Raw genomic sequence first — 14,587 nt, forward strand, 5'->3', positions numbered from 1 at the left:
CGTTGACACCAGCGTCGTCCGCCCCGTACGCCGATTCAGGCGTGGAACTACCTCACTTCAGCGGTCCTGACCGGTTTTTCTGCGCGGCGTACCAGGCGGCGATCTGGGCTCGCGATGTGAACCCGAGGCGCACTCGTATCCGTTCGACGTGGCCTTCGGCCGACCGTTCGTCGATCCCCAGACGGCGGGCGATCTCGCGGTTCGTGCAACCGTCACCGACCAGCGCGGCAACCTGGGTCTGCCGGGGTGTCAGCGTGCGCGCACCGCGGCGCAGACTCCGCAACCCCAGGAACCGGCGGATGGGCGCAACGAGACTGTCCGCGTCCCCCACGTACGGTAGGTGCGAACGCCCGGGCAGTACGACCAGCTGCGCATGTGGGATGCCGCGGGCCAGAGCGGCCGCCTGCGCGACAGGAGCGGCACGGTCGCCGGCACGATGGAGAACCAACGTCGGAGTGCGAACCTCGGGAAGGAGATCACTGATGTCCAGGTCATAGCTCATGGCGAGCAGGGAACGGGCGGTCGCCGCGGTCGACGACGCCCGTTGGTACCGGCCGAACTCCTCCCGCGCCGCGGGGCTCGCATCAGGGGCGAAGATGTCGGTCAACACGTCTGAGCCGAGCCCCCAATGCGACTCGACCAGCCCGAGCAGATGCGCACGCACACTCGGTGTGGAGATCATCGCACCGGATACCCAGCCGCCGTAGAGCACCAGCCGCCGGACGGTTTCGGGATGCGCCGCGGCCCACGCGACCGCGACGAGGGCACCCATCGACGCGCCGATCAGGTCGAACTTGTCCGGGCCGAGTGTCTCGCCGACCCGCGCGAGCTGCTCCAATTCATAGTCCATGGAAGGCGGTCGGCCCGTTTGTGGAGACAACCCACAGCCGGCACGGTCATACCTCACCAGCCTGCAGCCCACCGCGAGACTCTCGTAGAAGGCCCTGACTTCGGGCAGCTCCCAGTCGAGATCCAGATGACTGAGCCACCCGTTCACGTAGAGCAACGAGCGCCCGGCGCCAACCGAGGCGCACGCCACCTCGCTCCCATGCGTCGTGGGCAGCCGACGGATGCGTTGCTGCACATCCCCAGTATGACCAACCGGCTCACCGCGGCGTCGAGATCCAGCGCCCGGCGTAGGGGCAGGTTCGAAGCTGACGCGCAGGAACGATCCCTGTGCGGGCGTCGAACGCGCGTCGCACGTCGGGGACGAGACTGGACCGCACGGCACTGATCCTCTCAAGCAGCAGGTCGCTCAGGTCGCGGGTCGGAGTTCACCTCAACTTCGCTCTCCGTGCCCACAGTTTCTGCGTGAACGTCAGGATGCCGCAAACGGACAGGTCGGGCGTAGAGCCGCACCCTGCTGGTTGTCGGCAAGCGCTGGATGGCGCTCGGTCAACCGTCGAACTCGAGCCCGTCGATAATCGGCTGCACTTGCGAGCGAAAGTCATCCGCGCTTCGCTGCATCCTGACGTTCGTCGTCTCGAGCGTGACATTGCCGTTGTGCCAGCCCAGGAGAGCGAGTCGGACGTCGACTTCGGGGAGGATCACGTGGTGCACGCCAGGGCCGGGGCTCGAGTCTCATTCCCGATCCTGTGGAGTGCATGCCCAACCCGCCCGATGACCCCGCCGCGCGCTGACATCGGATGGTGGCAGGCTGGAGCGATGCACAGCGAATCCGGCGCAGGTCTGACGCCCTCCGTGTTCTGGGAGGAGCGCTACTCGAGCGCTGACCGCGTGTGGTCTGGCACCGCCAACCGCACCTTCGTCGACGTCGTGTCGCCCCTCGCGCCCGGACTCGCCCTGGATCTCGGATGCGGCGAGGGAGCCGACGTGATCTGGATGGCCGAGCACGGATGGCAGGCGACCGGGATCGACATCTCGTCGACGGCGGTCGCGCGGGCCCGCGAGGCAGCATCCGCTCGCGGACTCGCCGATGGACGAGCGACTTTCGAGGCCGCAGATCTCGCCACCTGGCGGAGTGCGACCGAGTACGACCTGATCACGGCATCCTTCCTGCAGTCCCCGGTCGCGCTGCCGCGCGCGGAGATCCTCCGCGAGGTCGCCGCGAGCGTTGCCCCCGGCGGGCACCTCCTCGTCATCGGCCATGCCGCGCCCCCGCCGTGGTCGGCGCATCGCGACCACCACGCGAACCTTCCGACTCCCGAAGACGAGGTCGCCGCTCTCGCGCTGGACGAAGGCGAATGGATGCTGCGCCTCGCAGAGACCCGCCCCCGCGAGTCTCTCGGACCCGACGGCACGCCGGCCGTGCTCGACGACACCGTGGTCCTGATGCGCCGGCGCGGCTGATCCGGCCGGCCCTCGCTCGAAGCCACGCGCCCCAGCCCTCGCCGAACCTCGTATGCCTACCTGCGACCGAAGCCGGAGGCGGTGACCTCCAACGCAAAGCGAGCGATCGCGTGAATGCTGGGGGTGGACCGTAGATGATCCTCGAGCGGGCGCTGGCTCGTGCGCGCGACGACGCGCGGACGGGAGATCGTGCTACGTCACGTCGTTGTCCGCGTGGGCCGGTAGCGAAGGGCGGCAGCCCCGGACCGGAACTCGCGGCGATCCACGAGTTTGAGCTGGATGCGCTCACGCAGCCCGGCGAGCATCGTCGGCCCGTGCCCGGCGAGGATCGGCTGCACAACGAACACGTACTCGTCTATCAGCCCCAGATCCGCCAATGCGAGCGGGAGCGTCACCCCGCCCACGGACAGGTCGCCGCCCGGCTGCCGCTTGAGCTGCTGAACCGCTTGCCCCAGGTCGCCTCGCACTAGTTCGGCGTTCCAATCGACCTCGCTCAGCGTGCTGGAAACGACGTACTTCTTCGTCCGGTCGATGGCCTCGGCGAAGGGGATCTCCCACTCGCGCATCCAGTCCGGCCAGGTGTCGGTGCCAGGGCGCCGCCACGCCGACTCCATCATCTGGTAGGTCGCCCGGCCGTAGAGCAGGGCATCGGATCGCTCCATCTCCGCGGTCCAGTAGCGCATCGACTCCTCATTGGGGGCGAGTCCTGCCTCGTGATGGACGCAGCCGTCGAGTGTGACATTGATGGAGTATCTGAGCGTTCTCATCTTGCGGCTCCGATCAGGACGAGTTGGGTGCCGTCCGGATCGATCAGGTAATCCGTACGGAGTCCCCAGGGCTGCAGGTGAACCGGAGCGATCGACGGCGGGGGACGAGTTCAGCGCTCGAAGTACGAGCCTGAGTAACCGGAGGCGCGCAGGCGGGTGCGCTTCGGCATCCGGTCTGGCATGCCGGCGCGCTCCCACCGCGCGACATCCATACCGCCGTGGCGGACCGCGAGTCGGATGAACCAGTACGCGGCCCAGACCCCGAGTGCGATGACCCCGAGCATGAGAAGGAACATAACCCCGGCCCCGCCGAGCGCAAGCCCGAACAGCGGCGTGAACGGGTCGGTGGGTTCGACCGGCACTGGCGTCATGTCCACGACATTAGCCCGTGCATTTCGACTTCCCGCACTCACGACAGCCACGGGGATGGCAGCCGTCGATCGAGGCCAGCGCGTGGTGCGACAGAACTCGTGTCAGCTTCCTTATCCCGATTCCGTCCGTCGTCCGTTGACGGATGCAATGAGGATCCTGGGATGGATAGATTGTGGGCGAACTCCCCAGAACGAGATCGATAGGTGTGATGCCTCGACCCCGCCGGCCTCCCGCGCGCCACGATACCCAGCGCCAGCAGTTTGGCGACGAGCTGCGCTACTGGCGTGAACTGCGCGGCTACACCGTCGCCGAACTCGCCGGGCAAGTCGGCCGCGACCGGCGAACCATCAGCGGAGCCGAGGACGGCCGCGACATGCCGTCCGAGGCCGTGATCCACCAGCTCGAGTCGGCCCTGAACAGCGGCGGACTCCTCCTCGCGCGATACGACGCCGTGCTCGCCGAGAAGCGCAAGCAGCGCCTCGAGCGCAACACCGTGACCTCGGTTCCCTCACCCGACGCCGATCCAACCGACGCGTCCACCTTCATCGGCGAGACAATCTCCGACGGGTCACTGATGCATCCGGGGCAGCGATTCATCAAGACCTGGACGATCCGCAACGACGGAACCATTCACTGGAACCGGCGATACCTCACCAGACTCGGCATCGCCGCCGGTCCGGGGCTGATCACGACACCCACCCGGGTCCCCGTACCCTCGGCCTCCCCCGGAGACCAGATCACGATCGAGGTTCCCTGCGTCGCCCACTTCATCGAAGGCACCAGCGCCGCCGCATTCAAAATGACAGACGACGAAGGGCGACTCTACTTCCCGGGTCGCTACTTTCCGGGCCTTCAAGTCCAGGTCACCGTGGTGCGCTGACGAACGCCTCAAGCTCAGTCGTAGCCCCCCGCGGGATTACCCTCGACCTGGCCGAGATCGACGGCGCGCAACCGCGCTGCAGCAAGTGCAACGTGCTCACGCGAGACATCCGAGCGACGATGTCCTGCGAAGATTTCAGGCGCAGAGAACGACACTGCTTTTCCAGGTGGTCGGTTCACTCTGGGGCGCCCATGTCGGTCGTGCGGTGTAGACGTCCAAATAGGCGCAGACGCGATCGGAACTCTTGGCGAGCGCAATCACGCGAGTGAAGGCAACCGTCACATACTCCTCGTTCGTGCCGGACTTGTTGAAGGGAGATGCCTGAGCCTGGATGCTCATCGCGATCGCGCGCGGCATGTAGCCCGAGGCCGCCTCGTAGCGGGCATAGTTGCCGGGGCAACCGTTCGACCATTTGATCTGGAGGGTCCCCACCGTGTAGCCGCGCGTGGCACCCATGTATGAGACGGGGACGCTCTTGACCACGTAGTTGGATCCGCACCCGCCCGCAGCGGGGTTCGCGTATCCACCCCAGTCGCTCGCCGACGCTGGCGCCGCTGAAGCCAGCACGCCGAGGACGATCGCGACCGCGGCCGCGATCGTTGCCACTCCCCGACGTGAACGAGTTGTCTTCTTCATAGCTATCCTCTCGATGCGCCCGGCGGGCGCGTGAGGAGATGGTCGCGTGCCCTCTGCGTTGTGGGCGAACAACCCCCAACAACACAGATCGGTGAGAGACGCCGCGAGCTCGACGAAGTCCTGGCAGGCACGCCACTCAAGGCAGCAATCGGAGACGAATAGCTGCACCGGCGACGACCGCGCAGAATGTCGGCCACGAACCTTGCCGAGCGCATCGCCAAGGATCCCTACGCGGGCGGTGCACGCACGCGCGGGTGGAGGGGCGGTGGGGACCCAACCGTCACTCGCATCGTTCGGCAGAGGCCGTGGCCGTGGCCGTGGCCGTGGCCGACCGATTCTTGTAGCACTCGTCCGCGCCGCTGGCAACCCCACCTCGATTTCATGCTCGCTCACGGCGGGCGCGCATACGATGGCGCGACCGCACGACGAACGGAGACGAGAATGACCGACACCCAGGGCAACTCCGAAGCCACCCAGGCGGCGCGAGACGCCGCCGAGCGAGTGCGCACCGCGGCCGCCGACGGCGCAGAATCGTTCGGCGCCACGGCGGAGCAGATCGCTGACGAGGTCTCGACTGGCGCGCAAGCCACGACGAGCGATGTCGCAGGAACCGTGAGCGACATCGCAGACAAAGTCAGCGAGAAGGTCGGCGACGTCGTCGATGGAGCCAAGAGCGCTGCGTCCGAAGCGAGGGCCGCGGCCGGGAAAGCCGCGGATGCCGCCGTCGATGCGGCGAAGGCCGCAACCGCGAGCATCAAGGATGTCGCCGACGACGTCGACTTGGACAGCCTCGTCGCCCACACCAAGACGGTCGCTGGCGAGTGGAGACACAAGCTGAAGCAAACCTATCGCGAGCGTCCCGGCGTCGTGATCGCCGCAGCCGCGGGCGCTGTGGTGGTGCTGGGCGCGATCGTGCGCTCGATCGGTCGTCGCTGACACTCACGCTTGCCTGTATCCAAGCCGCAGGGCGGCGGCGGTGAAGCTGTGGATCGTCGGCGCCGGGCTGGCGGTCTATGGAGTGTTCTGCTTCGCGCCGTTCCGTTACGCGAGGATGTGAGATGCCGGTGATATCGAGGGGCATGTGATGGCGAAGAAGAGCGCGGGGAAGTCGTCCGTGAAACGCCTCGACAAGAGGCTGTACAAGGCAGAGCTGGAACGGCTGCAGACCGAGCTGGTGGAGTTGCAGCAGTGGGTGGCGTCCGCAGGGGCGCGGGTGCTCGTGATCTTCGAGGGGCGCGATGCGGCGGGCAAGGGCGGCGCCATCAAGCGGGTGATGGAGTACCTCAACCCGCGGCACGCGCGTGTGGTCGCGTTGTCGAAGCCGTCGAAGAAGGAACGGGGGCAGTGGTACTTCCAGCGCTACATCGAGCGCCTGCCCACCACGGGGGAGATCGTGCTGATGGATCGCTCCTGGTACAACAGGGCCGGGGTCGAGCGAGTCATGGGGTACTGCTCGGAGGAGCAGTACCAGGAGTTCCTGCGTCAGGCCCCGATCGTGGAGAATCTGCTGATCGAGGACGGGATCATTCTGATCAAGTACTGGTTCTCGGTCTCTGACGAAGAACAGCAGGCGCGCTTTGCTTCACGGGTCGGCGATCCGATGCGTCGATGGAAGCTGTCGCCGACGGACCTCGAGTCCATTCTCCGTTGGGAGGACTACTCGCGTGCGAAGGACGCCATGTTCGCTGCGACCGATACGGCGGGGTCGCCGTGGTGGACCATCGAGAGCGAGGACAAGCGGAGCGCGCGGCTGAACGTGATCAGCCACCTGCTCAGCTGCATCCCTCACGGGCGGCTTGAACTGGAGGAAGTCTCGATCCCTGATCGCCCGGGTGCAGACGACTACGAGCGACCGCCCGCCGAGCAGTTCAAGTATGTACCTGACATCGCTGCCGACCTCCGCGCCGAGAAATCGAAGAAGGCCTCCTGACGTGCGGGCAGCGATCGTCTGGAACCCCTCCAAGATCGAGCGCGACGTCCTCGAAGCGGGGCTCGCAGAAGCAATGGGAGCGGCGTCGATCGAGGACGTGCGGTGGTGGGAGACAACGAAGGAGGATCCCGGCCAAGGCGTCACCGAGGCGGCGATCGCGGACGGCGCGGAACTGCTGATAGTCGCCGGCGGCGACGGCACCGTCCGGGCAGCGGTCGAGCATCTCGCGGGCACGTCCGCCGACCTCGAGATGGCGATCATCCCGCTCGGCACGGGAAATCTCTTCGCGCGCAACCTCGACATCCCCGTCAATGACGTTCCAGCGGCATTCGGACTGGCCCTGACCGGCGATCCTCGACCGGTCGACGTCGGCTGGGTCGAGATGGAGCGCGAGGGTGGCCGTGAACGACACGCGTTCGTCGTCATGGTCGGGTTCGGCTTGGATGCCCACATGCTCGCCGAGACCGACGATGACCTCAAGGACAAAGCGGGCTGGCTTGCGTACGTCGAGTCGCTCGGACGGGCATGGTCGGCCAGCGACATCCTGCCCTTCTCGATCACGACCGATGACGGGACGCCGCAGGACCGATCGGGTCACACGCTCCTGGTCGCGAACTGCGGCGCACTTCAGGGTGGAATAAGGCTTCTCCCCGATGCAGATCCGTCAGACGGCGAGCTGGACTATCTCGTGCTGAGCGCGGAGGGGCTCGCCGAGTGGATCGGCACATTCAAGACAATGGTGTGGGACAACGGGCTGAAGCGACTCATTCACCCGTCCGACGAACCGATGAACACCGACTCGACCCACCACGGTCGTGCTCGCAAGGTTGCCGTAACCCTGCCGGATGCGCACGCGTTCGAGATCGACGGTGAGGAGGTCGGCGACACTCGCGCCTTCACGGTGACGATCCAGCCTTCCGCGATCCGCGTGAGATCTTCGATCGCCGATCCCCGCTGACGAGACTCGTTCGGGCCACCACACGTTGATCTCCATGCGTTGGTGTTTCCACCGATCCCTGAACGGGCGATGCCCGGTGGAGGTGAGTAGCGGGCGGGCGTGGAAGCGTCCGATTGCCATCCCTCTTCGCGCGGTGCGCCCACCTCCAGCGCTGCGTCCCCACGCGGTCGGGCGTACTTCCGTGTCACACGGCTGACAGCACGCCGACAGCGGCGAGCACCACCCATGCCAGGTAGGCGAGGAGGCAGAACCGGTCTGGCCATCCGATGCGGATCTCAGGCGAGCCGCCCTCCCCGTGGGCGGGCGCGGCGGCGATGAGGAACCACACCAGGCCGCCCAACGGAACAGCGGATGCGATAGCCAGCGTCCACCCGAGGGCGGTCACCACCCCAACCCCAGCGAACAGAGCGGCAGGGGGGAAGCCGGCGAGGCACACACCGCCCATCACGGTGTGGATCCTGCCGACGGGCGTAGCCTGAGCGCGCGGAGTCATGATCGGATCGGCGTCGATGAACGCTGCACCGAACGCGCCCAGTCCGACGACGGCAAGGCCGAGGGTCCACGCGCCGCCGAACGACCACAAGGCGACGCATGTCGCGGCAGGGCTGATGGCCATCGTGACGAAGGCGAGGCGCATCACCCACCCGTATCGTCCGAGGGAGTACTCGCTGATCATCCGCCAGGACGGGTCGTACTCGGGCTCCAGGACATGAAGTACCGCGATCAGACCCGCTGTGATCCCGCCGGCGACGAGCGCCGTGACCGCCGCGATGGCAGCGACGCTCAATTTCGGACAGCCATACCTCCAGCGACCATGGGCATCCTCCTGGGCGGCACTCTATCCCGCTGGCAGTTCCCGGTTCGAGGCTGAGCTGGATGCGCCTCCACATCGCGGCATGCACCGTCACGTCGACGCGGAAGAGGACGAAGCTCTGCTCCCGCAGTGGATGACGGGCGCCATGCAGCCTCGACTCCCCCGGGTCATGCCGAGCCGCTGCACTCCAGGCGCATGCGCTGCTGAGCTCAGGTGGGGTCGGAGTTCATCTCCCAGTTCTTCGGCGAGCGCCACAGAGCGCTGGTAGTGAGGGAGCGGATCATCCCCATCTCCTTCGGGAGGCGGTTGTAGAGCTTCATGAACAGCTCCTCCACGTCGAGCAGCTCGGCGGTCCAGTCGACGCGGTTGATCGCCATGCACGAGAAGAAGTCCTGCTCCGAGAAGTCCAGCCCGTCCCACGTGAGGTCTTCGTACCGCGGCATCCACCCTAGAGGACTCTCGATGCCCAGCGCTCGGCCTCGCGAGCGCGCCACGATCCACTGCAGCACGCGCATGTTCTCGCCGAAGCCCGGCCAGAGGAACTTCCCGTCCTGGTCGCGGCGGAACCAGTTCACCTCGAAGATCCGCGGAGGGTTGCGGACCGTGCGGCCCAGAGCCAGCCAATGGTTGATGTAGTCGCCCATGTGGTAGCCGGAGAACGGCAGCATCGCGAACGGGTCTCGGCGCACAACGCCCTGCTTGCCGAACGCGGCCGCGGTCGTCTCCGACCCCATCGTCGCGGCCATGTAGACCCCGAAGGCCCAGTTGAAGCTCTGCACCACGAGCGGGATCGTGCCGGCGCGGCGGCCGCCGAAAACGAACGCGCGGATCGGCACGCCGGCAGGATCGTCCCACGACTCGTCCAGCGCCGGGTTCAGGGTCGCCGGCGAGGTGAACCGTGAGTTCGGATGCGCCGCCTTCGTGTCCGAATCGGGGGTCCAGTCGTGGCCCTGCCAATCGATCAGGTGCGCCGGCTTGGGGCCGTCCATCCCCTCCCACCACACGTCGCCGTCGTCGGTGAGCGCGACGTTCGTGAAGATCGTGTCGGAGCGGATCGACTCCATCGCATTCGGATTCGTCGCGTACGAGGTGCCCGGCGCGACCCCGAAGTAGCCGGCCTCCGGGTTGATCGCCATGAGCCTGCCGTTCTCCCCCGGCTTGATCCAGGCGATGTCGTCCCCGACGGTGGTGACCTTCCACCCCTGGTCGGTGAACGCTGGCGGCGGGACGAGCATCGCGAAGTTCGTCTTGCCGCACGCGGACGGGAACGCCGCCGCGACGTAGGTCTTCTCCCCCTCCGGATCGGTCACCGCGAGGATCAGCATGTGCTCGGCGAGCCACCCCTCGTCACGCGCCATGGTCGACGCGATTCGCAGCGCGAGGCACTTCTTGCCCAGCAGCGCGTTGCCGCCGTACCCCGACCCGTACGACCAGATCTCCCGGGACTCCGGGAAGTGCACGATGTACTTCTCCGTCGGATTACACGGCCACGCGGAATCCTGCTCACCCTCGGCCAGCGGCGCACCCACACTGTGCATGCACGGCACGAACTCGCCGTCTGCACCGAGCACCTCGGCGGCGGCACGGCCCATCCGCGTCATGATGCGCATGCTCGCCACGGCGTACGGCGAATCGGTGATCTGCACGCCTAGCTGTGCGATCGGCGAGCCGAGCGGGCCCATGCTGAACGGCACGACATACATAGTGCGGCCCGCCATCGCGCCGGAGAACAGGCCCCGCAGGATTCCCATCATCGCCCGCGGATCCATCCAGTTGTTCGTCGGCCCGGCGTCCTCCTCGCTGCGTGCGCAGATGAACGTGCGCTCCTCGACTCGGGCGACATCGCTCGGATCGCTGCGCGCCAGGAAGCTCCGCGGCCGCTTCTCAGGGTTCAATCGGACGAATGCACGCGACTCGACCAACTGCTCGCACAATGCGTCGTACTCGGACTGCGAGCCGTCGCACCAATGGACATCCGCTGGCCCGCACAGCCCGGCCATCTCGTTCACCCAGGCGACCAGTCTGCGATGCCTAACCCACTCCGGTGTGTTCATGATGCGAGCCTCCCGCTTATCCCGGGCTCGCACCAGCCGCGGGGGGAACCGACAATGTCTCCATGCGGATCCGTCATCGGGCCGGGCGCGATTGCGGTTCCGATACGTGCAGCCAGGCGTCGCTCGGGATCTTTTCGGCGAGCGCTATCGCTGCTCTCCGGGTGGATCGGTTGCCTCCCAGTGAGCGTCACTCCGGGTCGTCGAGGCGGAACCCGACCTTCAGCGTGACTTGGAAGTGGTGGATGACGCCGTCCTCGACGTGCCCGCGCGTGGAGACGACCTCGAACCAGTCGATGTTGCGCAAGGTCTTGGACGCCCGCTCTAGACCATTGCGGATTGCGGCGTCGGTCCCGTCCGATGAAGTCCCGACGATCTCAGTAACTCGGTAGGTGTGGTCAGTCATCTCGGTCCCTTCGCCATGGCGTCATCGCGCACGAGTTGTACCGACCATAGCCAGCAGATCGCGGCAGCCCAAGGCCCGCGTCACTCCAGACGATACGAATCCCCTGCCGGCAACCCCTCCTCGCGGATCGAGGTATAGGTATGCGACCGCCGTGCAAACTCCGGGTCGGCGGGCCGTTGTCGCTCCCCTAATCTGGCCTCATGCCTGCGCGTTTCGCCACCGTCGACGATTTCCTTGACGCGCTGACGGCGGAGCGACGCGCCGAGGTGGAATCGCTCCGTGCACTCGTGCTCGAGGCAGAACCCGAACTCATCGAGATCCTCAAGTGGAACTCGCCCGACTACACGCTTCGCGGCATCGACCGGCTCACGATCAACGCACCCGGAAAGGGACCGGTGCGTCTCATCCTGCACTTCGGTGCTGACCGGCCAGAGAACAAGGACGAAGCGCCAGCCTTCGGGGGCGACCCCAGTGGCCTGCTCACCTGGCACTCCAATATCTGGGCGAGCCTCACCCTGCCGCAGCCTGACGATCTCACCACCACCGGCGACGCAATCATCGCCGTCGTCCGCGCGTGGCTGGCGGAGGAATAGATCCCTTTCCGTTCGTTGCATGTGAGCGGTCTGCGAGGAGGGAATTCTTCTCAGGCGGCTGCGCGGGATGCTCGACGGCGGCGGGCTTCCGCGCTTCGTGCGGAGCGTGCGGCGAGGTCGTGGATGAGGCGCCTCGCGTCTGCGGATGCCCCGGCGGCGGTGATCGCGAGGGTCTCGGCGTCGAGGTGGCGCCGGTAATGGTCGGGTTGGGCGCCCCGGTACAGTCGGCGGGTTGCGGCCATGTGGCTCTGCGGCTTCGCGGCGAGTCGTTTGGCGAGATCTCGCACCGCTGCAGGCAGGTCGTTCGGGCTCACGACTTCCTGCGCGAGTCCGATCGCGGCGGCGGACGCGGCATCCACTCTCATCCCGGCCGCGCTCATCGCTCGCGCCCGCGGCATGCCGATGGCGAGCGGGAGAAGGAGAGAGGTCCCGCTGTCGGGCGTCAGACCCAGCGTCTCGTAGGCCGTGAGGAACACCGCCCGGTCAGATGCGAGCTGGATGTCGGCGGCCAGGGCGAGTCCGAGGCCTGCCCCGGCGGCGACGCCATCGACCGCCGCGACGATGACCGCATCGAGGTCGGCGAGGTCGGCCAATGCGTGATGGAAGGTGCCCGCCAGCTCTCCGATGTAGGCGCTGAGATCCGCGGCGGCCGCCATCTCCATCACATCACCGCCCACACAGAAGGAGCCACCTGTGCCGCCGATCACGATCACCCGAGGAGAGGCGTTCGAAATCAGCGCGATGCCGCGCCGCAGGCCGTGCGCCAACTCGAGGTTGATGGCGTTGCCATCGTCCGGACGGGTCAGGGTAAGCCATGCGACGTCGCCGTCGAATACCAGGTCGATCGGTTCGGTCGACCCCGTCACTTCACGGCCGTCCGCGACGAGCCGCGCCCGTGCGCCGCCTCGACCTGATCGAAACCTTGCCACGTGATCTTCGAAGGCATTGAAACGCGGGCGATCGACTCCGTGATGGTTTTCACGATTCACTCCATACGTAAAGGCGAGGGAAGGGAAGTTGGTGCGTACAGGCGTGATTCGGAGCGCTCCGCTACGTGGATTGGCGCCACCGAGAAGTGGCTGCCTCCGCGAGACCGAAAAGCCGGACCCGTTCGTGCACCGGCTTCGTCTCTCCTTCGCTCCCGAGTCCTGCCGTGTGGACCGCGGACCCGCCGGGGTGAGCCCTGTTGTGCCAGTCGGCGGACGCGAGCCCCTCGTGTGCGAGCGTTCGAGCGGCCCCTCGTCCCTGAATTTCCGACCATTGACGGGGATGTGTGGCGCCACGTTCCTTCGTCCCGATGTTCCCTTTCCCGGTCGTTCCCTTAGGCGGATAATCAGGGCATGGACGCGCCGCGCGGGTCGGCCGGCTTCGAGGATTCCGACGAGCTGCAGCGCCTGCGACAACGCGCTTACGGACCAAATGCGGACATCGCGGGAGATGCGGCGGCTCAGGCTCGGCTTTCCGAACTGGAGGCCACCCAACGTCGAGCGTGGACCCCCGTCGTCGCCACCGTCGCCGCGCTCCGAGCACCCGTCTCGGGACGCGTCTCCGCTCCCGACCCGCTCGAAGGGCCACAGCCGGCTTCGACATCGGTCCCGCAGCCAATCAACGGGGCGCCGGTCGACCGTGAGCCTGACGGAGGGTTGGTCGCCGAGCAGGATCCCGTCGGAACGCCGACCGCCGATCCCGGACCGACCGACGGAGCCCGCCCGGCACCGTGGTGGCGCCGTCGGCGCTCGCTGCCGTGGGCCATCGCCGCTGTGGGCGTGCTTGCCGCCGCCATCGTCGTCGGTGTCTTCGTCGGCGAAGACTCGAACCAGCCCGAACCGGTCGCACAACTCACTCCGCAGGGCAGTCCCGGGCCGGCGTCCATTCCTGTCGACGACGGGATCCTTGTGGCGTACGGCTTGACGGTGGCGGACTTCGTCTCGTACGGCGCATACGGGCCGCTGCAGGTATGGAGCACGACGAAGCTCGAGAACAAGCGATGCCTCGCCGAGGTCATAGAAGATCACATCTCGGTGTTCGAGTGCACGGCGCCTTCTGTTGATACGATCGCCGACTTCAACATCGAGCCCAACCTGCTCCCGCCCACGCCATCCGGCCAGCTGTCGCCATATGTCCGATTCGTGCTCCACGACGACGTCGTCGACGTGTACCGACTGATGGGGGGCGAGTTCTACGGATCCTAGCCGTCCGACGCTGCACCGCCAGAACTCGGTACTCACGTCGGTACGCACACATATGGGCAAGGATCCTCATACAGGCGCCGACCCGATTCGGGGTGTGCATCCGAACAGCGTGATGGTGACACTTAGCGACTTCCAGCGGCGGTTGCGCACGGATGCCGGAGAACGCGAAGTCGACATATCCGCCAATCACGCGATGTGGCTGCCTGCTCAGCGCCACGCCGGCGAAAACATCGGCCAGTCCGCGACGCACACCATCTTCATCGAGCTGAAAGGGGACGCGGCCGGTGTCGTGGATGGCCGCGTTGTGGGGCCCACGACCTGAGCAATCCCGCCGGCCCTGCGGATCCCCTACCGCACCATGCCCCGATTCGGGGTCCCGTGCGGATCAGCGGAGCCGGGTTCGCGCACAGGGGACGCGTGTAGCGTCAGCCGGACAGGGTCACCGTGGCTCTCAAAGGAGCACGACCATGGGTGAGAAGTCCACGCGGAAAGAAGGCGGCAAGACTGCGCCGGCCAAGACTCTCAAAGAGAAGCGCGCCGCAAAGGCGGACAAGCGAGCGGCGAGCAATCGGGTGGAGAACACCGACTCCGTCTCCAGAGTCAAGAAGCGCTAGTTGTACCCGGTCAGGACGTTGGTCGCAGTCGGCTGATCGGGGGTTTGCCTCCGAGAGCTGAGTG

17 protein-coding genes are annotated in these 14,587 nt (G+C 66.7%); 9 read left to right on the top strand and 8 right to left on the bottom strand.

Features of this window, described 5'->3' with window-relative positions; translation table 11 throughout:
* Positions 1-52: 52 nt before the first annotated feature.
* Positions 53-1,084, bottom strand: coding sequence for an alpha/beta fold hydrolase (locus tag MJ607_RS16430; RefSeq protein WP_243076680.1), 1,032 nt, complete (start codon positions 1,082-1,084; stop codon positions 53-55).
* A 581-nt stretch (positions 1,085-1,665) separates the two neighbouring features.
* Here MJ607_RS16430 and MJ607_RS16435 point away from each other — a divergent pair.
* Positions 1,666-2,310, top strand: a complete 645-nt coding sequence (locus MJ607_RS16435) for a bifunctional 2-polyprenyl-6-hydroxyphenol methylase/3-demethylubiquinol 3-O-methyltransferase UbiG (protein WP_243076681.1) — start codon at positions 1,666-1,668, stop codon at positions 2,308-2,310.
* 197 nt (positions 2,311-2,507) lie between these two features.
* Here the strand turns inward: MJ607_RS16435 and MJ607_RS16440 are convergent, their stop codons facing one another.
* A complete protein-coding gene (locus tag MJ607_RS16440) occupies positions 2,508-3,077 on the bottom strand; it encodes a dihydrofolate reductase family protein (RefSeq protein WP_243076682.1) in 570 nt (189 codons plus the stop codon).
* Positions 3,078-3,187: 110 nt separating this feature from the next.
* A complete protein-coding gene (locus tag MJ607_RS16445; RefSeq protein WP_243076683.1) occupies positions 3,188-3,448 on the bottom strand; it encodes a hypothetical protein in 261 nt (86 codons plus the stop codon).
* A 209-nt stretch (positions 3,449-3,657) separates the two neighbouring features.
* Here MJ607_RS16445 and MJ607_RS16450 point away from each other — a divergent pair, with 209 nt between their 5' ends.
* Positions 3,658-4,329 carry an NBR1-Ig-like domain-containing protein gene (locus MJ607_RS16450; protein ID WP_243076684.1) on the top strand — a complete coding sequence of 224 codons (672 nt, stop codon included), beginning with the start codon at positions 3,658-3,660 and terminating at the stop codon, positions 4,327-4,329.
* Positions 4,330-4,464: 135 nt separating this feature from the next.
* Here the strand turns inward: MJ607_RS16450 and MJ607_RS16455 are convergent, their stop codons facing one another.
* On the bottom strand, positions 4,465-4,965 hold the full coding sequence (locus MJ607_RS16455; protein WP_243076685.1) for a hypothetical protein: 501 nt from the start codon (positions 4,963-4,965) through the stop codon (positions 4,465-4,467).
* Between the two features lie 441 nt (positions 4,966-5,406).
* Here MJ607_RS16455 and MJ607_RS16460 point away from each other — a divergent pair, with 441 nt between their 5' ends.
* The 3 genes from MJ607_RS16460 (at position 5,407) to MJ607_RS16470 (ending at position 7,853) form a co-directional block, all read left to right on the top strand.
* Positions 5,407-5,901 carry a hypothetical protein gene (locus MJ607_RS16460; RefSeq protein ID WP_243076686.1) on the top strand — a complete coding sequence of 165 codons (495 nt, stop codon included), beginning with the start codon at positions 5,407-5,409 and terminating at the stop codon, positions 5,899-5,901.
* 148 nt (positions 5,902-6,049) lie between these two features.
* Positions 6,050-6,895, top strand: a complete 846-nt coding sequence (gene ppk2, locus MJ607_RS16465; protein ID WP_243076687.1) for a polyphosphate kinase 2 — start codon at positions 6,050-6,052, stop codon at positions 6,893-6,895.
* Between the two features lies 1 nt (position 6,896).
* On the top strand, positions 6,897-7,853 hold the full coding sequence (locus MJ607_RS16470) for a diacylglycerol kinase family protein (RefSeq protein WP_243076688.1): 957 nt from the start codon (positions 6,897-6,899) through the stop codon (positions 7,851-7,853).
* A gap of 184 nt (positions 7,854-8,037) precedes the next feature.
* Here MJ607_RS16470 and MJ607_RS16475 read toward each other — a convergent pair whose 3' ends face one another.
* The 3 genes from MJ607_RS16475 to MJ607_RS16485 form a co-directional block, all read right to left on the bottom strand.
* Entirely contained in the window at positions 8,038-8,640 is a 603-nt protein-coding gene (locus tag MJ607_RS16475) for a DUF998 domain-containing protein (protein ID WP_243076689.1), read from the bottom strand.
* Between the two features lie 236 nt (positions 8,641-8,876).
* Positions 8,877-10,754, bottom strand: coding sequence for a phosphoenolpyruvate carboxykinase (GTP) (locus tag MJ607_RS16480; RefSeq protein WP_308193849.1), 1,878 nt, complete (start codon positions 10,752-10,754; stop codon positions 8,877-8,879).
* A gap of 154 nt (positions 10,755-10,908) precedes the next feature.
* The gene (locus tag MJ607_RS16485) at positions 10,909-11,124 is read right to left on the bottom strand and encodes a dodecin (protein ID WP_243076691.1); all 216 of its coding nucleotides are present in this window, start codon (positions 11,122-11,124) and stop codon (positions 10,909-10,911) included.
* A 200-nt stretch (positions 11,125-11,324) separates the two neighbouring features.
* On the opposite strand from MJ607_RS16485, the gene MJ607_RS16490 reads away from it, so the two are divergent.
* Positions 11,325-11,717 carry a DUF1801 domain-containing protein gene (locus MJ607_RS16490; protein WP_243076692.1) on the top strand — a complete coding sequence of 131 codons (393 nt, stop codon included), beginning with the start codon at positions 11,325-11,327 and terminating at the stop codon, positions 11,715-11,717.
* Between the two features lie 50 nt (positions 11,718-11,767).
* On the opposite strand, the gene MJ607_RS20270 is transcribed toward MJ607_RS16490, so the two are convergent.
* Complete coding sequence (locus MJ607_RS20270; protein ID WP_243076693.1) at positions 11,768-12,646, bottom strand: enoyl-CoA hydratase/isomerase family protein; 879 nt, start codon at positions 12,644-12,646, stop codon at positions 11,768-11,770.
* A 411-nt stretch (positions 12,647-13,057) separates the two neighbouring features.
* Here MJ607_RS20270 and MJ607_RS16500 point away from each other — a divergent pair, with 411 nt between their 5' ends.
* From MJ607_RS16500 to MJ607_RS16510, 3 genes are all read left to right on the top strand, one after another.
* On the top strand, positions 13,058-13,909 hold the full coding sequence (locus MJ607_RS16500) for a hypothetical protein (protein ID WP_243076694.1): 852 nt from the start codon (positions 13,058-13,060) through the stop codon (positions 13,907-13,909).
* 52 nt (positions 13,910-13,961) lie between these two features.
* Positions 13,962-14,231, top strand: coding sequence for a hypothetical protein (locus MJ607_RS16505; RefSeq protein ID WP_243076695.1), 270 nt, complete (start codon positions 13,962-13,964; stop codon positions 14,229-14,231).
* A 145-nt stretch (positions 14,232-14,376) separates the two neighbouring features.
* Complete coding sequence (locus MJ607_RS16510) at positions 14,377-14,523, top strand: hypothetical protein (protein WP_243076696.1); 147 nt, start codon at positions 14,377-14,379, stop codon at positions 14,521-14,523.
* Positions 14,524-14,587: the final 64 nt, after the last annotated feature.

The sequence above is a fragment of the Microbacterium sp. SS28 genome, assembly GCF_022761035.1.
Taxonomy (GTDB): domain Bacteria; phylum Actinomycetota; class Actinomycetes; order Actinomycetales; family Microbacteriaceae; genus Microbacterium.

Coding starts and splice junctions, on each gene's coding strand:
- MJ607_RS16435 (WP_243076681.1), top strand. CDS start 1,666: ATGCACAGCGAATCCGGCGCAGGTCTGACGCCCTCCGTGTTCTGGGAG.
- MJ607_RS16440 (WP_243076682.1), bottom strand. CDS start 3,077: ATGAGAACGCTCAGATACTCCATCAATGTCACACTCGACGGCTGCGTC.
- MJ607_RS16445 (WP_243076683.1), bottom strand. CDS start 3,448: ATGACGCCAGTGCCGGTCGAACCCACCGACCCGTTCACGCCGCTGTTC.
- MJ607_RS16450 (WP_243076684.1), top strand. CDS start 3,658: ATGCCTCGACCCCGCCGGCCTCCCGCGCGCCACGATACCCAGCGCCAG.
- MJ607_RS16455 (WP_243076685.1), bottom strand. CDS start 4,965: ATGAAGAAGACAACTCGTTCACGTCGGGGAGTGGCAACGATCGCGGCC.
- MJ607_RS16460 (WP_243076686.1), top strand. CDS start 5,407: ATGACCGACACCCAGGGCAACTCCGAAGCCACCCAGGCGGCGCGAGAC.
- ppk2 (WP_243076687.1), top strand. CDS start 6,050: ATGGCGAAGAAGAGCGCGGGGAAGTCGTCCGTGAAACGCCTCGACAAG.
- MJ607_RS16485 (WP_243076691.1), bottom strand. CDS start 11,124: ATGACTGACCACACCTACCGAGTTACTGAGATCGTCGGGACTTCATCG.
- MJ607_RS16490 (WP_243076692.1), top strand. CDS start 11,325: ATGCCTGCGCGTTTCGCCACCGTCGACGATTTCCTTGACGCGCTGACG.
- MJ607_RS16500 (WP_243076694.1), top strand. CDS start 13,058: ATGGACGCGCCGCGCGGGTCGGCCGGCTTCGAGGATTCCGACGAGCTG.
- MJ607_RS16505 (WP_243076695.1), top strand. CDS start 13,962: ATGGGCAAGGATCCTCATACAGGCGCCGACCCGATTCGGGGTGTGCAT.
- MJ607_RS16510 (WP_243076696.1), top strand. CDS start 14,377: ATGGGTGAGAAGTCCACGCGGAAAGAAGGCGGCAAGACTGCGCCGGCC.